At 43.6% G+C, this 23,270-nt stretch carries 33 protein-coding genes and 1 pseudogene; 33 read left to right on the top strand and 1 reads right to left on the bottom strand.

Annotation, left to right across the window (positions count from 1 at the left end; translation table 11 throughout):
• The first annotated feature begins 233 nt into the window (after window positions 1-233).
• The 6 genes from DWZ61_RS00755 (at window position 234) to DWZ61_RS00780 (ending at window position 4,162) form a co-directional block, all read left to right on the top strand.
• The gene (locus DWZ61_RS00755) at window positions 234-761 is read left to right on the top strand and encodes a hypothetical protein (protein ID WP_005602838.1); all 528 of its coding nucleotides are present in this window, start codon (window positions 234-236) and stop codon (window positions 759-761) included.
• 57 nt (window positions 762-818) lie between these two features.
• Complete coding sequence (locus DWZ61_RS00760) at window positions 819-1,358, top strand: hypothetical protein (protein ID WP_015521442.1); 540 nt, start codon at window positions 819-821, stop codon at window positions 1,356-1,358.
• A 139-nt stretch (window positions 1,359-1,497) separates the two neighbouring features.
• Entirely contained in the window at window positions 1,498-2,184 is a 687-nt protein-coding gene (locus DWZ61_RS00765) for a hypothetical protein (protein WP_015561013.1), read from the top strand.
• 488 nt (window positions 2,185-2,672) lie between these two features.
• Window positions 2,673-2,936: a hypothetical protein gene (locus DWZ61_RS00770; RefSeq protein WP_005602830.1), complete on the top strand. Its 264-nt coding sequence runs from the start codon at window positions 2,673-2,675 to the stop codon at window positions 2,934-2,936.
• 6 nt (window positions 2,937-2,942) lie between these two features.
• On the top strand, window positions 2,943-3,557 hold the full coding sequence (locus tag DWZ61_RS00775) for a hypothetical protein (RefSeq protein ID WP_005602828.1): 615 nt from the start codon (window positions 2,943-2,945) through the stop codon (window positions 3,555-3,557).
• Window positions 3,558-3,817: 260 nt separating this feature from the next.
• Window positions 3,818-4,162: a helix-turn-helix transcriptional regulator gene (locus DWZ61_RS00780; protein ID WP_005602826.1), complete on the top strand. Its 345-nt coding sequence runs from the start codon at window positions 3,818-3,820 to the stop codon at window positions 4,160-4,162.
• Window positions 4,163-4,186: 24 nt separating this feature from the next.
• On the opposite strand, the gene DWZ61_RS00785 is transcribed toward DWZ61_RS00780, so the two are convergent.
• On the bottom strand, window positions 4,187-4,420 hold the full coding sequence (locus DWZ61_RS00785) for a hypothetical protein (protein WP_005602824.1): 234 nt from the start codon (window positions 4,418-4,420) through the stop codon (window positions 4,187-4,189).
• A 248-nt stretch (window positions 4,421-4,668) separates the two neighbouring features.
• Between DWZ61_RS00785 and DWZ61_RS00790 the strand changes: the two genes are divergently transcribed.
• The 27 genes and pseudogenes from DWZ61_RS00790 to DWZ61_RS00920 all read left to right on the top strand — a co-directional run bounded on the left by DWZ61_RS00790 (window position 4,669) and on the right by DWZ61_RS00920 (window position 23,216).
• Window positions 4,669-4,881 carry a helix-turn-helix transcriptional regulator gene (locus tag DWZ61_RS00790; protein ID WP_014081251.1) on the top strand — a complete coding sequence of 71 codons (213 nt, stop codon included), beginning with the start codon at window positions 4,669-4,671 and terminating at the stop codon, window positions 4,879-4,881.
• A 192-nt stretch (window positions 4,882-5,073) separates the two neighbouring features.
• A complete protein-coding gene (locus DWZ61_RS00795) occupies window positions 5,074-5,397 on the top strand; it encodes a helix-turn-helix transcriptional regulator (protein WP_005602820.1) in 324 nt (107 codons plus the stop codon).
• A gap of 652 nt (window positions 5,398-6,049) precedes the next feature.
• Entirely contained in the window at window positions 6,050-6,472 is a 423-nt protein-coding gene (locus DWZ61_RS00800; protein ID WP_015561015.1) for a hypothetical protein, read from the top strand.
• An 8-nt stretch (window positions 6,473-6,480) separates the two neighbouring features.
• On the top strand, window positions 6,481-6,801 hold the full coding sequence (locus tag DWZ61_RS00805) for a hypothetical protein (protein WP_007889524.1): 321 nt from the start codon (window positions 6,481-6,483) through the stop codon (window positions 6,799-6,801).
• Window positions 6,791-6,958, top strand: coding sequence for a hypothetical protein (locus DWZ61_RS19550; protein WP_005602807.1), 168 nt, complete (start codon window positions 6,791-6,793; stop codon window positions 6,956-6,958). Before DWZ61_RS00805 ends, DWZ61_RS19550 begins: the two co-directional genes overlap by 11 nt.
• A complete protein-coding gene (locus DWZ61_RS00810; RefSeq protein ID WP_005602806.1) occupies window positions 6,951-7,337 on the top strand; it encodes a type II toxin-antitoxin system PemK/MazF family toxin in 387 nt (128 codons plus the stop codon). Before DWZ61_RS19550 ends, DWZ61_RS00810 begins: the two co-directional genes overlap by 8 nt.
• A 77-nt stretch (window positions 7,338-7,414) precedes the next feature.
• A complete protein-coding gene (locus tag DWZ61_RS00815; protein ID WP_005602804.1) occupies window positions 7,415-7,663 on the top strand; it encodes a DUF6870 family protein in 249 nt (82 codons plus the stop codon).
• A 159-nt stretch (window positions 7,664-7,822) separates the two neighbouring features.
• On the top strand, window positions 7,823-9,484 hold the full coding sequence (locus DWZ61_RS00820; protein WP_007889527.1) for a recombinase family protein: 1,662 nt from the start codon (window positions 7,823-7,825) through the stop codon (window positions 9,482-9,484).
• A complete protein-coding gene (locus DWZ61_RS00825; protein WP_007889530.1) occupies window positions 9,485-11,128 on the top strand; it encodes a recombinase family protein in 1,644 nt (547 codons plus the stop codon).
• Complete coding sequence (locus tag DWZ61_RS00830) at window positions 11,128-12,081, top strand: recombinase family protein (RefSeq protein WP_243026325.1); 954 nt, start codon at window positions 11,128-11,130, stop codon at window positions 12,079-12,081. The genes DWZ61_RS00825 and DWZ61_RS00830 overlap by 1 nt, the downstream gene beginning before the upstream one ends.
• A gap of 162 nt (window positions 12,082-12,243) precedes the next feature.
• The gene (locus DWZ61_RS00835) at window positions 12,244-12,603 is read left to right on the top strand and encodes a PadR family transcriptional regulator (protein ID WP_015534245.1); all 360 of its coding nucleotides are present in this window, start codon (window positions 12,244-12,246) and stop codon (window positions 12,601-12,603) included.
• Complete coding sequence (locus tag DWZ61_RS00840; RefSeq protein WP_117946835.1) at window positions 12,600-13,058, top strand: DUF1700 domain-containing protein; 459 nt, start codon at window positions 12,600-12,602, stop codon at window positions 13,056-13,058. The genes DWZ61_RS00835 and DWZ61_RS00840 overlap by 4 nt, the downstream gene beginning before the upstream one ends.
• 3 nt (window positions 13,059-13,061) lie before the next feature.
• Window positions 13,062-13,505, top strand: coding sequence for a DUF6591 domain-containing protein (locus DWZ61_RS00845; RefSeq protein WP_117946834.1), 444 nt, complete (start codon window positions 13,062-13,064; stop codon window positions 13,503-13,505).
• A 169-nt stretch (window positions 13,506-13,674) separates the two neighbouring features.
• On the top strand, window positions 13,675-14,097 hold the full coding sequence (locus DWZ61_RS00850; protein WP_117946833.1) for a sigma-70 family RNA polymerase sigma factor: 423 nt from the start codon (window positions 13,675-13,677) through the stop codon (window positions 14,095-14,097).
• Window positions 14,090-14,302 (top strand): helix-turn-helix domain-containing protein, encoded by a 213-nt coding sequence (locus tag DWZ61_RS00855; RefSeq protein WP_117946832.1) that lies wholly within the window; start codon window positions 14,090-14,092, stop codon window positions 14,300-14,302. The genes DWZ61_RS00850 and DWZ61_RS00855 overlap by 8 nt, the downstream gene beginning before the upstream one ends.
• A gap of 502 nt (window positions 14,303-14,804) precedes the next feature.
• Complete coding sequence (locus tag DWZ61_RS00860) at window positions 14,805-15,203, top strand: plasmid mobilization relaxosome protein MobC (protein WP_025486349.1); 399 nt, start codon at window positions 14,805-14,807, stop codon at window positions 15,201-15,203.
• Window positions 15,175-16,797, top strand: coding sequence for a relaxase/mobilization nuclease domain-containing protein (locus tag DWZ61_RS00865; RefSeq protein ID WP_117946831.1), 1,623 nt, complete (start codon window positions 15,175-15,177; stop codon window positions 16,795-16,797). The genes DWZ61_RS00860 and DWZ61_RS00865 overlap by 29 nt, the downstream gene beginning before the upstream one ends.
• Before the next feature lie 184 nt (window positions 16,798-16,981).
• The gene (locus DWZ61_RS00875; protein ID WP_005927784.1) at window positions 16,982-17,194 is read left to right on the top strand and encodes a hypothetical protein; all 213 of its coding nucleotides are present in this window, start codon (window positions 16,982-16,984) and stop codon (window positions 17,192-17,194) included.
• Window positions 17,184-17,933, top strand: a complete 750-nt coding sequence (locus DWZ61_RS00880; RefSeq protein WP_117946830.1) for a phage replisome organizer N-terminal domain-containing protein — start codon at window positions 17,184-17,186, stop codon at window positions 17,931-17,933. Before DWZ61_RS00875 ends, DWZ61_RS00880 begins: the two co-directional genes overlap by 11 nt.
• Window positions 17,930-18,784, top strand: coding sequence for an ATP-binding protein (locus DWZ61_RS00885; protein WP_117946829.1), 855 nt, complete (start codon window positions 17,930-17,932; stop codon window positions 18,782-18,784). The genes DWZ61_RS00880 and DWZ61_RS00885 overlap by 4 nt, the downstream gene beginning before the upstream one ends.
• Window positions 18,781-18,969 carry a transposon-encoded TnpW family protein gene (locus DWZ61_RS00890; protein ID WP_002569233.1) on the top strand — a complete coding sequence of 63 codons (189 nt, stop codon included), beginning with the start codon at window positions 18,781-18,783 and terminating at the stop codon, window positions 18,967-18,969. The genes DWZ61_RS00885 and DWZ61_RS00890 overlap by 4 nt, the downstream gene beginning before the upstream one ends.
• A gap of 111 nt (window positions 18,970-19,080) precedes the next feature.
• Window positions 19,081-20,691, top strand: a complete 1,611-nt coding sequence (locus DWZ61_RS00895) for a recombinase family protein (RefSeq protein WP_117946828.1) — start codon at window positions 19,081-19,083, stop codon at window positions 20,689-20,691.
• A 182-nt stretch (window positions 20,692-20,873) separates the two neighbouring features.
• On the top strand, window positions 20,874-21,431 hold the full coding sequence (locus DWZ61_RS00900; RefSeq protein ID WP_227733646.1) for a hypothetical protein: 558 nt from the start codon (window positions 20,874-20,876) through the stop codon (window positions 21,429-21,431).
• Window positions 21,432-21,608: 177 nt separating this feature from the next.
• Window positions 21,609-21,851, top strand: a pseudogene (locus DWZ61_RS00905) (flavodoxin); the annotation flags it as partial.
• 21 nt (window positions 21,852-21,872) lie between these two features.
• Window positions 21,873-22,505, top strand: a complete 633-nt coding sequence (locus tag DWZ61_RS00910; RefSeq protein ID WP_117465079.1) for a flavodoxin family protein — start codon at window positions 21,873-21,875, stop codon at window positions 22,503-22,505.
• 77 nt (window positions 22,506-22,582) lie between these two features.
• Window positions 22,583-22,831: a hypothetical protein gene (locus DWZ61_RS00915; RefSeq protein WP_022313621.1), complete on the top strand. Its 249-nt coding sequence runs from the start codon at window positions 22,583-22,585 to the stop codon at window positions 22,829-22,831.
• A complete protein-coding gene (locus DWZ61_RS00920) occupies window positions 22,812-23,216 on the top strand; it encodes an HAD-IA family hydrolase (protein WP_022313622.1) in 405 nt (134 codons plus the stop codon). Before DWZ61_RS00915 ends, DWZ61_RS00920 begins: the two co-directional genes overlap by 20 nt.
• The last annotated feature ends 54 nt before the right edge of the window (window positions 23,217-23,270 follow it).

The following is a 23,270-nucleotide window of genomic DNA, read 5'->3' on the forward strand; positions in this document are numbered from 1 at the left end:
GAAAGCCTGACCACGGATGAGCTGAGAGTTCTTATTTGGAGATATTTCATCAGTTACTGGAACAACAGGAGGATCTGCTCTGCCAACGGTGGGCTTCCTCCTATGATTAAGCGTCAGAGATACTACCAATCTCTGGGCCTGGCTGCATAGGAAATGATATCTTTGAGATAAATGTGTCAACCAATATTGACAATATCAAAATAACATATTATAATGCGAATGGAGGTGGTTAAATGCGTATTGGTTCGGGAGTGCAGAGTGTATCTGAATTATTTGGAAAGCGACAAAACAATAGCAAAACATCTGTTAACGGAAATGAGGCATTTCCTCAGACATCAATGAAAGTGTATTTAAAGACGGATGATATGTTGTTTTCAGGCGGAAATGGAACCGGTCTTTCGTTTTATATTAAGTATGCAGAAGAGTCAACAGATGATAATCCTGTAGTGATAGCCAAAGGGATTGATGAAAATGGAAAAGAATTTGAAGAAAAGATTAATATTAACGATATTGATTTGAGAAATGCTTCTTATGTCGAAATGAGTGCTTTGGAGGCATATTATGATGTTGATAGGGGTAATAGTCTCAGCTCTTTTCCACAAGAAACTGGTCACATGGGATTAAATGAAAGATGTGACCTTATATCCAGCTTTGAAAAGGTTATTCAGGATATGAACAAATTAGGAAAGTATGATTTGCAGATGTTTTATATGCGAAATATGAATACTTATCTAAATCTGGAAAGACAGAAAAAAGCATAAAGTTGTTTATAGATTCCTGTTGGAATGAAAATTTATACGATGTTAATTTGAAAGGAGATGAAGAAAGTAAAAAGTTTAAAGGCGTTGGTGTTGAGTTTGATGTTATGTTTGGCAATGGGAACAACTGCGTTTGCAAGTGAAGTATCCACTCAGGGACAGGCTGCCCCTAATGCAAATAAGGCAGTAGAAGTAAGCGATTGTGGCGATTTGGACGTAGTACCTGCTTATGATGACGCCGTTGCTCTTGCAGATACGATTCAGTATGATGCAAATAGAACCATTACAAGAAGCAATTCCAGAAGCGGTGTATTCAACGGAAATTATTATTACACCATTAATAACTCAAGCGTTACAAAGTTGTGCTTAAATGTTTATATGCCTAATGAAAGTGGAACAGATTATCTTCAGGGAACAATTACTCTTGTAGGAAATGACGGAACAAGTGCACCGGTACAAATTGCTAACTATTCAGGAGATTCATGGACACTGACATTTACAGGTGTTAAGGTAGGCGTTAGATACCATTTCCATTATGAGTTGTATTCTGTTGGGTCTTCGCAGGTAGGCTATATTGCTTCTGCTGCTTATGCACAATAATAGCTGCTTGAATATGGGATATTAAGCAAGCGCAACAGAATATTTTCATTGTATGTTGCATTTTATAGCAATCTGGCATAAAGTGCAACATACTATAATAAGAAAATTAGATTATATTGCTGCTGGAGGGATTATAAATATGGTAAATATGGTAAATACCGCTGTAAATAACAATATTTACGCAGGAAGAAAATCAGGTTCAAAATATAACCAATCAAAGGCTTTTCAACAAAAGGAAGTGTTAGAGACACCGGATGTTGCAGCAGTTAACAAATATGCAAATGTTCAAGAAATTTATGAGGCACTAAAGTGTAACGTGTCATGTAGAGGATATGAACAGGGGCAGGATGAAATTGCTGAGAAAGAAATTCAAAATGATGAACCAGAAATAAGCAATGATTCCAGTGAAAAAATGACAGTATGGTATCAGGGTGTTCCTTTGGAAGAGTGGGCATTAACTGATCCTAAATACACGGATTCAGAAACGGGAATTTCATGGTATATTAGAGATGGAAAATATCCGTATATGGTAGGTGAGGATGCAGAAAAGTTCCGAAAACTTTGTGAAGAATCCGGGGAGTTTGCGCTAAAGAAATTTGCGGAAATGACGGGATTAATACAGAAATTAGATGACAATACAGTAGCGTATGTGGGTGATAACGGAATTGCAGTTAAATCTAAAGATGGGAAAGAGATGTTTGTGGACACATCAGGCTTATCATATGATATTGTTATGGATATGTTCAGAAATTTGCCTAGAAATGGGAATTTTTTCAGCAATAAGTATTGGTCAGACAATATACAGAAAGCACAGGCTCGGAGCTGATGATACGTTATATTGCAAGAGTGTGTATGCTTGGACTCCGATAGGAGAAAGCAGATTGGTTCTGATTGACAGAAGAATCATATGATTTCATCATTAATTTGGCAGGCAATAATATTCAAATTATTGCCTGCTAAATTTTTACCAAAATTCTTCTAATACCGTTTTTAGACTAGGAAATATTGTTGAAAGCGTACTCTCAATATATTCTTTAGAGCAGAACTGTAGCTTTGAAATAGTATCAATGCTGTGTTTTTTACTTGATTTCTGAGTAATTTTTGTTCTGTTGGTCATTTTCTGCAAAAACAGGTCACTTTCTGCATAGGATATTTTCTTTTGCTTTGATTCCTGCTATTCTTAGAATATACAACAGATTGCTCTATATGGCACATTGAATACTGAGGAAAGGAGAAGTAAATATAATTATGAATATGCTTATAGAATGATCTGCATATAACGACAAAATGATATTAAAATAGGGGGTGATTTTGATGAAAGATTTTCATTTGAAGATTTTAGCTATAATAATGATAATTTTTGGCATATTTGGTTTAAGTACGCTTCCGTTTCTTTCCATTATTGTCCAATATATTGACTCAATAACTGGATTTAGTTCAGGAAATGGATATCTTACCAATAACATGGATTATCTTTTTAAAAGTCCTCTTATTTATATTGGTGGCTTTTTTGTTTTTAGTATCATTTTGGCAATTATTTATCTGGTTTATAGTTTTTTTAAAGCAAAGCGGGGGTGACTTCTAATGAAAAAAATAATTAGTATGGTTTTAAGTTTTATATTGATTTTGGGGTGCTCGACAACAGCGTTTGCTGCGGAGACTCATAACTATGACACTGAAAATTTGCCTCATGATGGAGCTGATTATTTTGAAACGGAAATTAAAGCTGATGAGGAAAATGAAGAACGCATTTCTGATTTTGTTACCGTATATGGTTATCAATATACCAAAGGTAGTTTAAAAAGTGGTGCATGGAGAAATGGCACGAGTGGTGGTAGTTCTACATCTAGCGCAAAATTATCATTGAATTACACTCAAGATACTTCTTATAATATTTCCTTTAAAGCTTCAGTTTCCGGTGGATATACAAATGGTGGAACTATAGGAAGTGAGTTGGGTGTTACACTAGGTGCATCAAAATCATATTCTTTAGGTAGCGGATACTCCGTAACTGTTCCAAAAGGATCTCATTATTTAATCAAATATCGTCCTATGTATTATACATATAAGGTCGTTGAGACAAAATATAAAGAAAGATATAATGAAGCATTAGGCGGCATGGAGAGATATGTGGTTGAAACAAAAACCTGCTATGTAGACGTATTTTCGCACTGGGATTTTACACATGTAGCTAAGTAAAGGTGTATGTTACACTAAATAAAAGCAGGGAACTATCTATATCCATGCTTCAAACTGGAGATAAAGCTCGTGGATCTGCCACGGGCTTTTCTCATGTTGTTATATACATTTTGCTGAAATTTTAAATTTCAGTGTAAAAGTAGATTGGTGTTTAGAAGGAATATGCAAAGTATTACACGAAAATGTCAAAGGATTACAGTTTCCTAAAACCCATAATAATTTCTGATATAATGCGATAAGTCAGAAAGGATGATGGGGCTATGGGGAAAAGAGAGCACATATACGAAATTATTGCAGAGAATATCAGAAAAGAACGCAGAAGGCTTGGAATTACACAGGCAGAGCTTGCAGAACGGGCAGATGTATCATTGGATACTATCAAAAGTGTTGAAAATGGCAGAAGGGCAATGAGTCTTGATACATATTTGAATATTGTTCATGCATTGGAGTCATCGCCTATGGTTTTGATGAGCCAGCAGCACCCAGAAAAACACATTGAGCGTTTTGCATTTATGATGAATCGATGTGACGAAAGAGAAATAGAATTTGCATTACATATGATTGAACAAATATTAAGAGGACAGGAAGATTATCTGAGTGAATAGACGGGTAGTTATCCTGTCCTTTGTCTATGACTCTTTTGCAAATTTTTCAGCGAGATGGTATATGATTTCTTCAATGGTGGGAGTATCATTTTCACATGGAAAGTCTGTCCAGAAGCGTTGCATTTTTGGATCAGGGCTTTTTAAAGCAATGGAAACTGCCCGCCCAATTTCCTGTTGGACTTCTTCTTTTGTGATTCCTTCTTTTTCGGCAATGATTTCCAAATATTTATCAACAGAGTATGTGTTTTTATCATTCATAGTGTTGTTGTGAATCCTTTCTGAGAAGGGTATTTGCGGTCAAATTGTCAGGTGCTTGAATTGTCCCGGTTGAATACCATAAAAGTAAAACAGATAATCCGTTCTATATTACATAATAACCTTGAGAGCTGTTTTCTATGCAGATTATGGCTATTTTCTATTCTATCATATACATACAGTATGGTGCATACACGCACCATATCATTATAGGACACTCTTGCGTAGAATACAAGGAGGAGGTCTTTGTAATGATAGTATATGACAGGTTATGGATCACACTCAAGAAGAAAAATATTAGCCAGTATGCACTAATTAAAGATTATGGAATAGATAAAGCACAGTTACAGCGATTGCGAAAGAATATGGTCGTAAAAACGGTAATCCTTAACAGATTATGTTCCATACTTGATTGTAAGATAGAGGACATCATGGAGTTTGTGCCGGATGAGGATATTAAGTAAAGAGATATTTCCAAAATGTAATGAGAGTTTGGAAATATCTCTTTTTTAATCCGCAAATATTTATATTCTTGGTATTAAGGTGTACAATATTCCACCTGAAATAGCTGGTTTAGTCACTCTTACAAAAGATTCGCTTACGGTACAATGAATACAGCTTAAGCAAATATATAAGGTGCCGGAAAAGAGTGGAAGGTGTACTACGATATTGTTAATAGTGGAGAAAGAATAAAAGAGTTGCGTGCGGCAAGAAGAATGACAAGACAGCAGCTTGCCGAGCAGATTGGATTGTCAGTGGATGCTCTGCGGAAAATTGAAGCTGGTGTAAATGGAGCAAAAATAGATACGCTGATTAGTATTGCTGAATTGTTTCATATAACGTTGGATTATCTTGTGTGTGGGTGTGAAAGAAAGGCAGAAGTCGATGATCTGCTGGTTGGTCTGAAGGAGAAGGAAGTACAGTTTATCCGGAATATGGTATTAAATGCCGTTGACAATATGAAACTTCTGACAGAATAAAAAAGTCGGATTGCATTTTTGATAATGCAGTCCGGCTTTTTTTATAAGGATTTGGAACAGGTGGGAGTGTTACTCTTAGTTCAAAAGAGTGTCGGTTACTGTAGAAGATGCGTGGTGTCAGTTATACTTTGTTCAGGTTCTGAGAAAAGAACCGTTGAATATTGAAAACAGAATAGGACACGCATATCCCACGAGCTTATATCGCCTTGTCTATGACAGGGTGGCAGAATCCCATTTCGTGCGATGACTATCCTCAGAGCTGTAGCCGATTATGAGAAACGTAACAGCAGGAGCCTTTAAGGATAAGAGCAGAGGGTTGTGCCTACCGGGTTAGCAGCCGGAGGTAATGAGATAATAAGTGCACCTGAATTTCAGCAAAACGCATTTTCAGAGAGTGGCTACTTTCGTAAGTCCAGATGGGCAGGAAACTACGAAGTGTTTGTGGCTGGCAAAGGATATGTTACCCGATACGGGGATGGTTAAGAAACCGGGAAGATAGTATTTTATCTTCCCACACAAACTGATTTGCAGTAACCAGCAGACAACAACGGGGCTTATAAGTGCAGAGAGCATTGGCAGGTCAGTTTATGTGAGGAGATAAAGTGTGCACAGGATATCAAATCAAAATAAAAACAGGAATGGAGATTTTAAAATGAATAAAGCAGTTATATATTTTGGAGCAACAGGAAATGAGGCAGCGGATCAGATGGTAATGCAGGTTCTTGAGGAGTATTGCACTGTGAATGGATATGAGGTGGTTGCAGTCATTTCAGAGAACGCAAGACCGGAGGGAATGACATTTCCTATGAAGTTTGCCTTTGTCGGTATGGCAGAGGTGGAAGATGTTGATGTGGTTGTTACTCTTATGAGTGATATGGTCGGTGATTGTGAAGAAACAATTATGGATAACATCATTATGCTCGGAGAGCACGGCATTACGGTTGAGACAGCAAACGATGATATGGCTGGATATTATCAGAAGATGGAGCAGGCAGGGAAAAAGGAAGATAACGGTATTGTTTCACTTGCTGATTTTATGGCAGTATTTTTCAGACGTCTCAGAGCCGACAGATAGGAGGTTTTATGAGTAAGTGTTGTGTTATCTGTGTAGGCAGGAATGCCGACAGAGCCGCAGACAGGATAGAAGCATATGCGAAGAAAGCGGATTTTGAGATTGTAGAAACAATCTTTAAAGATACGAAGTCTGTGGAAAGACTTAAATTTTATATCGAAAGAGATTCCATTATCAGTATTCTGGTAAGCAGTATCTATGATATTTCATCGGACAAAGATGTGGTAAAGGGTATTATGGAGCTTGCAGCGGAGCACGGTATCAGTATTAATGACGAGAGCAGGGGCTATGAACCTGCTCTCATCTCGTTTGAGGAGGATAATGCCGGATAAAAAGGAATTAAGCATAGTGACATTTTCATCAGAAACCGTGGTGTTTGATGGGAAAGGAGACAGAGTTGTTGCCTGCCCTACGGAACAGGAAGCTGTCGAATATATCCGTGGGCAGGAAATACCAGTTGACAGACAAGGAAGTGAATATTATGAGTGAAATAAGACGGGGCGATATCTGGATGGTTGATTTTGGAGTACCGGAAGATGAGAATGACCACAAGCTGCACGGTATCAGACCAGTAGTGATTGTGAGCAATGACAGTGCAAACAGACATAGCACGGTATTCCATGCAGTACCGCTTACAAGTAAGATTCATAAAAAGACATATCTGCCAACACATATTTTTATCAGTTCGTTTAAGGCTGTTGGATTAAGAACGAACAGTATCGCTCAGTGTGAGCAGTTATGTGATGTGAAAGATACGGACCTGATAGAAAAAATCGGGAAAGTAAGCAAAAACCAGTTAAGACAGATAACAAAAGGTATGCAGATCCAGTTGGGTATGAGTACAAAACATAATAATCCAATCGCATAAATTCCAGCCGGGGCGAAAGCTCCGGTGTTACATAGCCGTCAGCATATCTGGTGGCTTAATTTGATTGGAGGGATAGGATGACAGTTGAACAGTTGGACAAAATATCGGCACAGAGATTAGAAGATGTGGATATTGATACATTGGTGGAAGTAAACAGCATAAAGTACGCTGACGGAATGCCTGTGGAAAAGAAGGTTGCGGGAATGATTGCAAAGACAGGTAATCCGTATTTCCGCAGATCAGGAAAGAGCAAAATTAAGATTTCATTTTCTGATAACGGGGAAAGCCTGAAAGACAATTATATTGCTATGCTTGCCAATGTATAGAGCAGTCAGCCAAAATTAGGGGTGGAAATTCAGATGGATTTGTGATATCATTACAGACAAATAAGGACATCTAACCCGAAAGGGTATCAATTTCATATTTATGTTTCCATTCCTCTTGATTTGGGACTTCTAACTTAGAAAATCGAAGGAGTGGTGGACATGAACAATTCTAAAAGAATTTACAGAGCAGCCATCTATGTTAGATTATCTAAGGAAGATGGCGATCTTGATGATGTGAGAAAAGCTGAAAGTAACAGTATCTCAAATCAGAAATCCCTGATACTTAATTATTTAAAAGACAAAGAAGATATTGAAATAGTATCAATCCGTGAGGATGACGGCTATTCAGGGGCAACTTTTGACCGTCCGGCATTTAAACTTATGATGCAGGATGTGAAAGACGGTATTATAGACTGTATCGTTGTAAAAGATCTTTCGAGGTTTGCAAGAGAGTATATCGACGCAGGGAGATACATTGAGCGGATGTTTCCTGCAATGGGGATACGATTTATAGCGATCAATGATGCCTATGACAGTGCAGATACACAGGCACAGGGAAACGAGATAATCATTCCGTTTAAGAATCTTATCAATGACGCTTATTGCAGGGATATTTCCATAAAAATCCGAAGCCACCTTGAAACAAAGAGACAGAACGGAGAATTTGTAGGAAATTACTGTGTCTATGGCTACAAGAAATCTGAGATTGACCATAATGTGATTGTTCCTGACGAATATGCTGGTCCGGTGGTTCAGGATATTTTCCACTGGATAAAGAACGGAATGAGCCTTGATGCCATAAGTGACAAGCTGAATGCTCTTGGTATTCTCTCACCTATGGCATATAAGCTCAGCAAGGGAGAGAATTATAAGACAGCATTTCAGAAGAAAGACGAGCTGTTGTGGACTCCTGTTGCTGTAAGGCGTATTGCAACGAATATTATTTATACAGGAACGCTTGTACAGGGCAAAATCACAACACCTAACCATAAGGTTAAAACAAGGATATTAAAGCCACAGGAGAAATGGGCAGTATGCCACAACAATCACGAGGCACTGGTATCTTTAAGAACATTCCAGATTGTACAGCGTCTGTTGTCAGTGGATATGAGAATGGCACCGGGGAAAGACTCTATCTATCTTTTATCCGGAATAGCAGTATGTGCCGATTGTGGAGCACTTATGACACGAAAGGTGTCTACGGTAAATGGGAAAAAGTATGTTTACTATATGTGTTCCAATAACAAGAAGAATAAGAAGTGCAGCTCCCACAGGATAAAAGAGGCAGACTTGGAAAGCCGTGTATTTGATACCTTGAGGGAAATGACAGCAACACTTCTGGACGCTGATGAAGTGATAAAGGAAGCTGGCAACAATGCCAATTTCAGAATAGACCAGAAAAAGACAAAAGAGAGGATCAGTGCAAAAGAGAAAGAGATAACCAAATATAATCAGATGCTTGTTTCACTTTATGAGGACTACAAAGATGGAATCGTTGATAAATCAGACTTTGCGATTATCAAGGAGAGCTTTGAAGTAAAAAGGTCTGAAGCGGAAAAGGCAATCGACAGGTTACAGAAAGAAGCAGAAAACATTGCTGCCGGAATTGAAAGAGATACCGAGTGGCTGGAAGAACACAGGAAATGGAAAACAATGCCTTCTCTTACCCGTAATGTGGTAGTGAGCCTTATACAGTCCGTAAAGGTATATGAGGGCGGTGATATAGAAATCGTACTGGATTGTGACGATGAATACAGGAAAATCGTTGCAAGAGCCGGGGAGCTGGAAAAACAGCAGGATACGGAAAGGCTGGTGGTCTAAATGGCAAGGAAGTCAAGAACACAGCCGAAACAATCACCGGATACACTGAATGTATTATCCAAAGTGTATAAAACTGCCATATATGTGAGATTGTCTGCGGAAAAAGATGAAACGAGAGACAGAAAAACCCTGATCAATCAGAGAAATCTCATTAAGAACTTTGTGGATCAGCAGATGGATATGGAAATCCATGACATCTATATGGATGATGAAATTTCCGGTACAACATTCGACAGACCGGAATTTGAGCGTATGATGTCAGATATGAGGGCAGGAAGGATCAACTGCATTGTCGTAAAGGATTTGTCCCGCTTGGGTAGAGATTACATTGAAACGGGCAATCTGGTAGAGCGTGTATTCCCGATGATGAATATCCGCTTTGTAGCGATTACGGATAATTATGATTCCTCAAAGAAAGACGCAGACCTTATGGTTGCGGTCACGAATATAGCCAATGATCTGTATGCTAAGGATATTTCAAAGAAAATATCTTCCAGTAAGCAGGAAGCGATGGAAAAAGGTATTCCAGTTGGCAGAGTGACTTATGGGTATAAGGTGGTTCTTGATGAAAACAAAGTCAGGGTAATGGTTGAGGATAAGGAAGCCGCAGATGTTGTAAGGTGGATTTTTAATGAGGCAGAAAAAGGTACACTGCATTCTGTGATAGCGGCAGAACTGAATGCGAAGCATATCCTTACACCTGCCCAGTACAAAGTAAGGCATAATATAGAGAAACTTGAAAAGCTGCGTGGAGTTAAGTGGACTGTTGATACATTGTCACAGATTTTAAAGAATGAAGTCTATATTGGAAGATATGTGACAGGTAAAGACAGGGTATGCTTGTACAGACACGAAAAGAGGCATACTACCAATAAAGATGAGTGGTATGTTTTTGAAAATCATCATATTGCACTTATCACAAAGGAACAGTTCTATGCGGTGCAGAAGAACAAAAGAAAGGTAATAAAGCCAGCAAAAAAGCAGACCGTGAATATGCTGAAAGGCAAAATCACCTGCGGCTGTTGTGGAAGCAGTATCCATATCCACCCTGAGAAATATGGAAAGGTTTATATGTGTACGCATAGAAAAAGATATGGAAAGGACAGTTGCAACTGCCTGCCTGTAAAGGTAGACGATATATATGCAGCGGTGCTTGCTGTTATAAAGGAGCAGATACAGGTCTTTATTGACAGGGAAAAAATATTAAAGGAACATCACAATGACAGCAGTGTAATCAGACAGGAACAGGTATATACGGAAGCTGTGAATAAGTGTGTCAAGGAAATGGACAGACTTATGGAATTAAAGAGCGGTCTGTATGCTGATTACACGGAAGATTTGCTTGATGAAAAGGAATATCTGCAACTGAACAGGGAGTATTCACAGCGTATTGAGAAATTGAAGATACAGGCTGATGAATACAGGCAGGCGGCAAGTCAGTATGAAAGTGCTGAAAAGACCGTTGCCCAGTTAAAAGCTGAAATGCTCCGTTTTAAAGGAAAACGCAAGTTGACGCAGGAAATGGTCGATTTGTTTGTTGCACAGGTACGCATATACGAAAACAAGAATCTTGAGATCGTTTTGAACTATGAAGATGAACTGAAAAAATTCGCAGAACTGAATATGGAAAGAGAGGCAGGATAATGGCTGAGAAAAGAAAATTAGCCTTTTATATCCGTCTCTCGGATGCGGATGAGGAGGTAAAAGAAGGAACAAAAGACGAAAGTAACAGTATTACAGGACAGAGAAAACTCTTGTATGCGTATATCAAGAAAACAGAGGAATTTGCAGGTTTTGAGGTACTGGAATACTTTGATGACGGATATTCGGGAACAATGTTCAATAACAGGGCAGAATTCCAAAGGCTCATACAGGACGCAGAGCTTGGAAGATTTGAATGTATCATAGTAAAAGACTTTTCACGATTTGGAAGGGATTACCTTGAAGTAGGCAACTATCTGGAGTTTGTATTCCCTGCAATGGGAATGAGGTTTATTTCTGTCAACGATAATTATGACAGTGACAGAATCTTTGGTGTTACCGGAGGAATGGATGTAGCTTATAAGAATCTGATTTACCAGCTTTACAGTATGGATTTATCAAGAAAGGTAAAGAGTGCCAGAAGGACAAGAAATCTGAGCGGCGAATACACGGCATCATTTGTCTGCTATGGATACAAGAAAGATCCAGACGATAAGCATAAGCTGATAATAGATGAAGAAGCTGCAAAGGTTGTTGTGGAGATATTTTCACTGATCATTGCAGGATATAATGCAAGTGAGGTTGCCCGCATATTAAATGAGAGAAAAATCCCGACAAGAGTTCAAAACCAGTGGAAGAATGGAATCAATTATGTTCCGGTTCATAATAAAGGGGATTATATGTGGGATAATTCAGAAGTTATAGCGATTGTCCAGAATGAGCAGTACAAAGGAATAATGATCCAGAATAAATGTGAAACTGTTGGTTTTGGAGATAATAAGAAGGTTCGCAAACGAAATAAAGAGGACTGGTCTGTTGTAGAAGGTGCAATACCAAGAATAGTAAGCGATGAAATGTTTGATGAAGTCAATAAATGCTCATGTGCCATAAAGTAACACACAAGAATTTGATAGACAGCAGCCCATTATTCCGATATTGCCTTACGCACGCATCTTGTAACTTTTTCGTTAAGACTATTGACTCTGATACCTCGAAAGAGATATAATATAGTTGCTACTTAGCAAGCCTAAGTAGCGAAACTAAAGAGAGGCGACGATATGAATAACAAATATGTCCAGCAATTCAAAAAAGGCTCTCTGGAAATGATACTCTTATGCCTAATCGGACGCAAGGAAACTTATGGATATGAAATTATAACCGAATTGAACAATAGTGCGTCTGTTTTGGGATATGCGAAAGAGGGAACCATTTACCCTATTCTGTATCGTTTACAGGAAGCAGAACTAATCAAATGCCGATTGGCTCCGGCTGCGGCAAATGGCGGCTCAAAAAAGTATTATTCTTTAACTGATAAAGGCAGGAATGTACTTGATGAACTAATCTTATTTTGGTCAAGCTATGAAAACTGCGTAAACGGCTTTATAGAAAGTTATCAACAAGCGAGGGTGTCCAAATGAAAGAACAATATATCAAACAGGTTGAAAAGGAACTATCTTTACCACGCAAAATGAAAAAAGAGGTTGTGCGTGACTTGAATGAAGTTTTTGCGTCTGCTATGGAGCATGGAGAAACAGAGCAACAGGTTATCCAACGTTTGGGCACACCAAAAGAATTTGCAGACAGCACCGCAGAACAGTTTGGCATTGATAACACCACATTGAAAAAAAGGAACGGTATCATTTCTACTCTTGTTGCGCTTGTTATCGCGGTTGCTGCCTTTTCGGTATATGCTGTTGCACAATCAGGAAAAGTACCAGAAGGAGCAATCGGACAGGCAGACGCGACAACAAATATACAGATTGAGGGCGCATTTGCCTTTGATGTTTCACAAATCCTTTTGACTATTGGGTTTGTAGCAACGGCTATTGCTGTTTTGTTAATTATTAGAACCATACACAAAAACAGGAGGTAACCAATGAAGAAGTATATTTCTGTATTCGCAATCATGCTTATGATTTTTTTGGCTGCGTGTTCTAATCAAAATATCTCATCTGCACCAACCAGCAATGAGAGCAATACACAATCTAACAGTGTTACAAAATTGGAAGAGGGCGTTTGGCCTGCGAATGAGTACACGGAGGGGCTTCCTGTTCCGCCTGGTACGGTTGCATGGGCTACACTTGATACAGAACATGGGAATTGCAGTATCAACCTTACCGGCGTTAGCGAAAACGACTATAACGAGTACATGGAGATTTTGAACCAAGAAGGCTTTTCCGTAATTGAAAATGTGTCAGAGGAAATCGAGGGAGAAAACTATGTTTCTATCGGAACACTTTTGTCAAATGAAGAAAAGTGGATAAGCATCAGCTATGTTCCAGACAGTTTCGGTATCTACATTTCTTTTGTCAACAACTGAATGAACATAACGAAATAGCAAAGCCAGTCGAGCCAGTCAACGGTTAAGATGAACGGCGCATACGCGCCGCCGTTGACAGCCCCGCCCGCCTTTGCTGGCAGGCAATCAAGGGGTGGACAGCAAGGAGTGCTGCCCGCCCCGTACTATTATTCAGAGAGGGGGAATTTCCATGACCGAGATTGAAGCCTATCAAGAGTATATCCGGTGCAAGCACAACGCCTTTTGTAAAGCCGTTATTCGGTATGCCGCCATCGGGAAAATCATACGGCTGCGGCAGAAATGGGAACGGGAAATTTCCCTTGACTATCTGACAAATGAGAAGTTTGTCCAGTTTGCCGAGCCGGAGCCGGACGAAGAACACCCCTTTATCGTCTGCGGCCAGACCGTCCTGCTCTGCAACGTCACCCTTGCCGCTGCACTCTCGACTTTGCCGGAACAAGCGCAGGAAGAAATCTTCCGCTACTATTTCCTGCACCAGCCGCAGCGCGTGATCGGTGCGTACTTTGGTCAAACACGCAGCACAGCGGGGCGGCATATCCAACTTGCCTTGCAGCGGTTACGGGAGGAAATGGAGGTGAGCCGCCATGAGTAGGCTACTTCCCTATGAAACCATTGTCAAAGCCCATGAAGGCGACCCGGAAGCCGTGGACGCAGTTCTTTCCCACTATGCCGGATATATCCGATACTTTTCCAAAATGAACGGGCAAGTCAATGCCGAAGTTGAGGACTATGTGAAAGAACGGTTGATTGCCTGTCTGCTCAAATTCCAATTTGACTACCCGCCGGACGAGCCATAAAAACTGAATACTTGCCGCCCACCGGCGGCCATCGAAAGCAGTAAGTCTTGAAAAAGATTTACTGCTTTTTTCTATTCTATTTCCGGCCATTTTGCCCCTTGCCGGTTGCAGTAGTGAGTGAAAAGAAAAATTCTCTACCCCGCCAGTTGCCAAAAAGCTGTTGCCCGGATTACAGGAGCAAAAGGAAATTTGAGAAAATCCCCGTCCAGCGGGTAGATGACGGTCTTTGAAATGTATCTTTAGCGGAAAGGAAAAAAGACCGCCTACAGCGGGCAGCAAAGCCCTTTTCGAGCGTTATATTAGCGGAAAATGAGAAGCCCCCATATGCGCCGGGGTTTGCAGTTACGGAGAGCAAGATTCTACCGCAGTACCAAAATTCGCTTTTCGCTCATTTTGCCCCTGCGGGAATCTTGTTGGGGAGTGCCTTCCCCAAACCCTGCTTATGCGGCTTACGCCGCTTATCCCGCCGCAGCCATGCGGCAGCCGAAAGGAGGTTTTTACCATGCGAAAACGATACAACACACCGCACCGCAGCCGGGTAGTCAAGACACGCATGACCGAGGAAGAATACGCCGAGTTTGCCCAGCGGCTTTCTGCTTACAACATGAGCCAAGCCGAGTTTATCCGGCAAGCCATAACCGGGGCAGCCATACGCCCCATCATAACCGTTTCCCCCGTCAACGACGAGCTGCTTGCCGCTGTCGGGAAGCTGACCGCCGAATACGGCAGGATCGGCGGCAACTTAAACCAGATAGCCCGGACACTGAACGAGTGGCACAGCCCCTACCCGCAACTTGCCGGGGAGGTACGGGCGGCGGTTTCCGACCTTGCTGCCCTAAAGTTTGAAGTCTTGCAGAAAGTGGGTGACGCTGTTGGCAACATTCAAACATATCAGCTCTAAAAATGCGGACTATGGCGCAGCGGAAGCCTACCTCACATTTGAGCATGACGAGTTTACCATGAAGCCCACCCTTGATGAAAACGGGCGGCTGATACCGAGGGAGGATTACCGCATTTCTTCCCTCAACTGCGGGGGCGAGGATTTCGCCGTTGCCTGTATGCGAGCCAATCTCCGCTATGAGAAAAACCAAAAACGGGAAGATGTGAAAAGCCACCATTATATCATCAGCTTTGACCCACGGGACGAGACAGACAACGGTTTGACCGTAGACCGGGCGCAGGAGCTGGGCGAGCAGTTCTGTAAAGAGCATTTCCCCGGACACCAAGCCCTTGTATGCACCCACCCGGACGGGCATAACCACAGCGGCAATATCCATGTGCATATCGTCATCAACTCCCTGCGGATTTACGAAGTCCCGCTTCTGCCCTACATGGACAGACCAGCCGACACAAGGGAGGGCTGCAAGCACCGCTGCACCAACGCCGCTATGGAATATTTCAAGAGTGAAGTCATGGAAATGTGCCACCGGGAGGGGCTTTACCAAATCGACCTCTTGAACGGCAGCAAGGAACGGATAACGGAACGGGAATACTGGGCGGCAAAGAAAGGGCAGCTTGCCCTTGATAAAGAGAACGCTGTCAGAGAAGCCGCAGGACAGCCGACCAAGCCCACCAAGTTTGAAACGGACAAGGCGAAGCTGCGCCGGACGATACGGCAGGCACTTTCCCAAGCTGGCAGCTTTGACGAGTTTTCTTCCCTTTTGCTGCGGGAGGGCGTGACCGTCAAGGAGAGCCGGGGGCGACTTTCCTACCTCACGCCGGACAGGACGAAGCCTATCACAGCCCGGAAGCTGGGGGACGATTTTGACAAGGCTGCTGTCCTTACCCTGCTCACGCAGAACGCCCGCAGAGCCGCCGAACAGACCACAGCCATACCCGAATACCCCTACACCCAAAAGGAACGCTTGCGGGAGGAAAAAGCCGCAAAAACCACCCCGGCAGACAACACCTTGCAGCGCATGGTTGACCGGGAAGCCAAGCGAGCCGAGGGCAAGGGCGTGGGCTATGACCGCTGGGCGGCAAAGCACAACCTAAAGCAGATGGCGGCTACCGTTACCGCCTATCAGCAGTATGGCTTTTCTTCCCCGGAGGAACTGGACGAAGCCTGTTCTGCCGCTTATGCCGCCATGCAGGAAAGCCTTACAGAGTTGAAGCAGGTGGAAAAGACGCTGAACGGGAAAAAGGAGCTGCAACGGCAGGTGCTTGCCTATTCCAAGACCCGCCCTGTCCGGGACGGGCTGAAACAGCAGAAAAACGCCAAAGCAAAAGCAGCCTACCGTCAGAAGCACGAAAGCGACTTTATCATAGCAGACGCAGCCGTCCGTTATTTCAGGGAGAACGGCATTTCCAAGCTGCCGAGCTATAAAGCCCTGCAAGCAGAGATTGAAAGCCTTATCAAAGAGAAAAACAGCGGCTACAACGATTACCGGGCAAAACGGGAGGAATACCGCCGCTTACAGACTGTCAAGGGCAATATCGACCAGATTTTACGCCGGGAACGCAAGCCTGTGAAAAGGCAGGAACAGGAACGATAAAAACCACCCCAAAATGTACCCGAACCCATACAGAACAAGGAGGCTGCCCCGTACCCTACCCGCAATACCAAAGGATTTTTTAACGGGCTTACAGGGCAGAAAAACCCCGAAAATGATACCGAGATGATACAGAATTACCGCCGATACCGCCACACCAGCGGAAACGGCAGAAAGGAGCGCACCCATGCCAAGAATGAGCAAGAAACGGCGGCTGGAATGGTCTTTTTTCCTGCGGCAAGTAAAAGTCGGGAATACCACCTGCGACCGTATCACATACAACGACCTCTGCCGGGGCTGTACCCATAGCTGCAAGCAGAGCTTCCGGGCGGTTATCATACTCTGCCCCCGCTACTACTCCAAACGCCGGAAAAAGGAGGACAGGGACAATGGCAGATAACCGCAAATATTACTACCTCAAGCTGAAAGAGAACTTTTTTGACAGCGACTCCATTGTGCTGCTGGAAGATATGAAAGACGGGATTTTATACTCCAATATCCTCTTGAAGCTGTACTTAAAATCGCTGAAAAACGGCGGGAAATTGCAGCTTGACGAGCATATCCCCTACACAGCGCAGATGATAGCGACACTGACCCGCCACCAGATAGGGACGGTTGAAAGGGCTTTAGAGATTTTCCGGCAGTTGGGGCTTGTGGAGCAGCTTGACAGCGGGGCTTTCTATATGACCGACATTGAGCTGATGATAGGACAGTCCTCTACCGAAGCCGAGAGAAAACGGGCTGCAAGGCTGGAAAACAAGGCACTTTTACCGTCCCGGACAAAAGGCGGACATTTGTCCGACATTCGTCCACCAGAGATAGAGATAGAGTTAGAGAAAGAGATAGAGTTAGAAAAAGAGAGAGAGGGAGAAACGGGACACCCCGCCCCCGCCGCTTATGGCAGATACAACAATGTGATACTGACCGATACAGAGCTTTCTGGGCTGAAAACAGAGCTGCCCGACAAGTGGGAGTATTATATTGACCGGCTTTCCTGCCATATCGCTTCCACCGGGAAGCAGTACCATAGCCATGCAGCCACCATTTACAAGTGGGCGCAGGAGGACGCTGCCAAAGGCAAGGCTGCCCCGAAACAGGGCATACCCGATTATTCATGCAAGGAGGGCGAGAGCTTATGAAAAACGAGATTGAAGCTATGATTATGGATATTACAACCACTACCGCCGAAGCGGAGGACTACACAGGCGAGGACGGGCTTTTATACTGCGGAAAGTGCCATACGCCCAAAGAAGCCTACTTTGCAGAGGGAAAGACTTGTTTCGGGCGTGACCGCCACCCAACAGACTGCGACTGCCAGCGGGCAGCCCGTGAAAAGCAGCAAGCCGCTGAAAGCCGACAGAAGCACCTTGAAGAAGTGGAGGACTTGAAACGCCGGGGCTTTACCGACCCCGCTATGCGGAACTGGACATTTGAGCATGACAATGGCAGAAACCCACAGACCGAAACCGCCCGCTTTTATGTGGAGAGCTGGGAAACCATGCAGGCTGAAAATATCGGCTACCTGTTTTGGGGCGGTGTGGGGACAGGAAAAAGCTACCTTGCCGCCTGTATCGCCAACGCCCTTATGGAAAAAGAGGTTGCCGTTCGCATGACAAACTTTGCAACGATACTCAATGACCTTTCCGCCAGCTTTGAGGGCAGGAACGAATATATTTCCCGCCTTTGCAGCTACCCTCTGCTGATACTTGATGATTTCGGTATGGAGCGAGGGACAGAATACGGGCTGGAACAGGTTTACAGCGTGATTGACAGCCGTTACCGAAGCGGCAAGCCGCTGATCGCCACGACCAACCTCACGCTGGAGGAATTGCAGCACCCGCAGGACACGCCCCACGCCCGTATCTATGACAGGCTGACTTCCATGTGCGCCCCCGTCCGCTTCACGGGCAGCAACTTCCGAAAGGAAACCGCACAGGAAAAGCTGGAACGCTTAAAGCAACTGATGAAGCAGCGAAAGGAGAGCCTATGACAGAAACCAAACAGACAAGCACCACCAAAACAGACCGCCGCCCGGACTGTGTAACGGAAATCCGCATGGGCAACTCCGTCCTTACCGTTTCCGGCTTCTTCAAGCAGGGCGCAACCGACACCGCAGCCGACAAGATGATGAAAGTGCTGGAAGCGGAAGCTGCTACACAAAAAACGGCGATTTGACCGACCATAAAGAAGCAGATTTGACGCTTTTGCCGCTATACAGACAGCCGCCCCATGTGGTACAATCAAGGTACGGAATAGTGGGGCTGGCTGTCGGAAACGGAGGATTTTATGTTAAGACAGACCAACCAACAACCAATTACCGCCCTTTACCCAAGACTTTCCCATGAGGACGAGCTGCAAGGCGAGAGCAATTCCATTTCCAACCAGAAGCGTATCCTTGAAACCTATGCAAAGCAGAACGGCTTTTCCAATCTGCGCTGGTACACGGACGACGGTTATTCTGGTGCGAACTTTCAAAGACCCGGTTTTCAAGCCATGCTTGCGGACATTGAAGCCGGAAAAGTCGGGACAGTTATTGTAAAGGATATGTCGAGGTTAGGGCGAAACTACCTGCAAGTGGGAATGTACACGGAAATGATTTTCCCACAGAAAGGTGTCCGCTTCATCGCTATCAATGACGGAGTGGACAGCGCACAGGGCGACAATGACTTTGCCCCGCTGCGGAATATCTTTAACGAATGGCTGGTGAGAGATACGAGCAAGAAAATACGGGCGGTAAAACGCTCAAAAGGCATGAGTGGCAAGCCCATCACAAGCAAGCCTGTGTATGGCTACCTCATGGACGAGGACGAAAATTTTATTATTGACGAGGAAGCTGCACCCGTAGTCAAGCAGATATACAACCTCTGCCTTGCCGGAAACGGTCCGACCAAGATAGCCCGTATGCTCACAGAGCAGCAAATCCCCACGCCGGGGACGCTGGAATACCGCAGGACGGGACACACCCACCGTTACCACCCCGGCTATGAGTGCAAGTGGGCGACCAATACCGTTGTGCATATCCTTGAAAACCGGGAATACACGGGCTGTTTGGTAAACTTCAAGACTACCACGCAATCCTATAAGTGCAGTAAAATCATTTACAATGACGAGGATAAGCAGGCAATCTTTGAGAACCACCACGAACCTATCATAGACACCCAGACATGGGAACGGGTGCAGGAGCTTCGCAAGCAGCGTAAACGCCCCAACCGCTATGATGAAGTGGGCTTGTTCTCCGGCATACTGTTCTGTGCGGACTGCGGCAGTGTCATGTATCAGCAGCGATACCAGACGGACAAGCGCAAGCAGGACTGTTATATCTGCGGCAACTACAAGAAGCGCACCCATGACTGTACGGCGCACTTTATCCGCACCGACCTCTTGACCGCTGGTGTACTCTCCAATCTGCGGAAAGTGACAAGCTATGCGGCAAAGCATGAAGCCCGGTTTATGAAGCTCTTGATTGAGCAGAACGAGGACGGGGGCAAGCGCAGGAACGCCGCCAAGAAAAAGGAACTGGAAGCCGCCGAGAAACGCATAGCCGAGTTATCCGCTATCTTCAAGCGGCTGTATGAGGACAGCGTGACCGGGCGCATATCAGACGAGCGTTTCACAGAACTGTCGGCAGACTATGAAGCAGAACAACGGGAGCTGAAAGAAAGAGCCGCCGCTATCCAAGCGGAGCTTTCCAAAGCACAGGAAGCCACCGTGAACGCAGAAAAGTTTATGAATGTTGTCCGGCGGCATACCAGCTTTGAAGAACTTACCCCTACTCTGCTGCGGGAGTTTGTAGAGAAAATCGTTGTGCATGAGTGCAGCTATGACGAGAACAAGACCCGCAGACAGGACATTGAGATTTATTATTCTTTTGTTGGCAAGGTGGACTTGCCCGAATAACCGCCCGACCTATCCGACACAATGCGCAAGTGCCGGATAGGAACGGCAAAATTTTTTACACTTCTATTACTTCTTTATCACACATCAGCAAAATGCTACGGGTTGAAGCCAGAGGGATTGAAAAGAGTACAAAGAAACGTAAGAAAAATCTTTTTATCTGTCCCTATTGTGGAAGAAAGCTGATGAATTCCAGTGCAGTATGTACACCGAAGCTCCTCTGTCCAAAACGCAGGATGGTAAGGACTGGCGAATGTCAGCAGATTTTTATGCTGAAGTCAGAAGCACAGGACAAGGTGCTGGAAATCACAAAGGAAATCTGTAGAACACTTATACAGGAAGAAGAACTTAAAAAGGCATCAAAGGATAAAAGGAAGGTGACAAGCGATGAGTATTTGATTAGTGAGCTTAAAGCGGAGTATGACAGAATATCAAACAGCACAGTTTCTTGTTATCAGTCATACAGAGAGGGAAAGTACACAAAAGAAGAATATGTGCAGCTAAGAAAAACAAACCAAGAGCTGTTAGCTGATCTGGAGAATCAGATATCAGATTTGCAGGAGAAAGTTGCAAATCAGGAGCCTGACGCAGAGGAGAAGATAGAACAGCTAACCCAGTATAGTATGCTGGAGCAGTATGACGGAGATGTACTTTCTAACATAATTGATAAGGTGCTCATTTACAACGACAAAGACATAGAGGTTGTGTTTAAGGGTGAGAACTTTATCCGAAATGCAGTGTAGTAAACAAAATGAGTAATATAGAAAGCCAGTAGTGAAAAAGCTGCTGGCTTCTTCTATGGGTAGTAACGAAAAGGTTAAGAGTAATAAACTATTCTGTACTTTAAAAATCAGTAAGGGTTTGATAGAATATGTACAGAAAAAAATAAAATTTTTTTTGTCCCAGTCTTGACAGATGCAGGCTATCCGATCTGGTGGGGAATCGCAGCATGGCCGGTAGACAATTTTGTCAAAGGCAATGACTTTACGGGTAAGACCGTGATTCCGTTCTGCACCTCTTCATCTTCCGGACTGGGTGACAGCGGCAATCTTCTGGAAGAGATGGCAGGGACCGGTGACTGGCAGGAAGGTCACAGATTTAGCTCCGGTGCATCCGATGCAGATGCGGCAGACTGGGTGGCTTCTCTGAATCTGAATGAATAAGGAAATGAGGAAAGCGCAACAATGAAAGTATTGTTGATCAATGGCAGCCCCCACAGAGAGGGATGCACCTACACCGCATTGTGTGAGGTGTCCAGAGCATTAAATGATAACGGAGTGGATACGGACATTTTCTGGATTGGTAATAAAGCATTGAGTGGCTGTATTGCCTGTAAAAAATGTCAGGGCACAGGGAAATGTGTGTTCCAGGATTCGGTTAATGAATTTCTGGAGATTGCCGGAGATTATGACGGATTCGTATTCGGAACTCCCGTTCACTGGGCGGGTGCCACAGGAGCCATGACTTCTTTTATGGACAGAGTCTTTTATGCGGATCTGAATGGCGGCAGCAGCCACTTCCGGCTGAAACCGGCAGCGGCCGTGATCTCGGCCAGAAGAGCTGGAACCACAGCAACCTGGGACCAGATGAATAAGTATTTCGGTCTCATGCAGATGCCCATTGTCACTTCACAGTATTGGAACATGGCACACGGGGCCTGCCCGGAAGACGTGCGGCAGGATCTGGAGGGATTGCAGACCATGCGAACCCTTGGGAACAATATGGCATTTTTCATTAACTGCAAGAACCTGGGACTGAAAATGGGATTGAAACTGCCGGAAGAAGAGAGCCGTATACGAACGAATTTTATAAGATAATCCTGAATAGGGGAACTTTGAAACCGAAAGGCGGAAAGGTTCCCCTTTCTGGTCAGTGAAAAGAGAAGGATGAGAAGATGAATCGACGGAAATGGGTACGGGGGAAGAACAGAAGGGCGGAAAGCAATATCGTAACCGCATATCTGCAAAATATTGAGGTATCGTATTCTCATTTATATCAGGAAATGCAACAGGCAGTTTATGATAGTGAAACGTTTGCACGGGTGGATTCTGACAGTGATATCTATACATATAACCGGTCTATAATGGCAGTTAAGGAGTATTTTCAGCAGCTGGGAATATCGTATGGTACGGATTTATCTTGAAAATATGGTACCTTCGGATGTGAGCAATGCAGTGCGAAAAACGTTGGCAGATTTACATGAAAGAGGGTACAAAATAGCACTGGGCTCATCCAGTAGAAAAGCTAAGATTATTTTGAAAAAAGTGGCACTTGAAGAGGCATTTGATGCAATATCAGATGGTACCAATATCTCAAAATCAAAGCCGGATCCCGAAGTGTTTTTAAAGGCGGCAGAGTACCTTGATTTGCAACCGGAGGAATGTATTGTTGTAGAAGATGCCTATGCGGGTATTGATGCAGCAAAGGCTGGAAATATGCAGGCGGTAGGAACTGGTGAAGCATATTCGTACGCCAAAGCAGATTACCACATTAAAAAAATTGAAGAGTTGCTAACAATTTTACCGTAAAATGTTTTAAAAGATATTCTATTATTGAAAGAAATATGGGAGATAGAGCGGTAT

The sequence above is a fragment of the Clostridium sp. AF34-10BH genome (assembly GCF_003478095.1).
GTDB classification, from domain to species: Bacteria; Bacillota; Clostridia; order Lachnospirales; family Lachnospiraceae; genus Acetatifactor; species Acetatifactor acetigignens.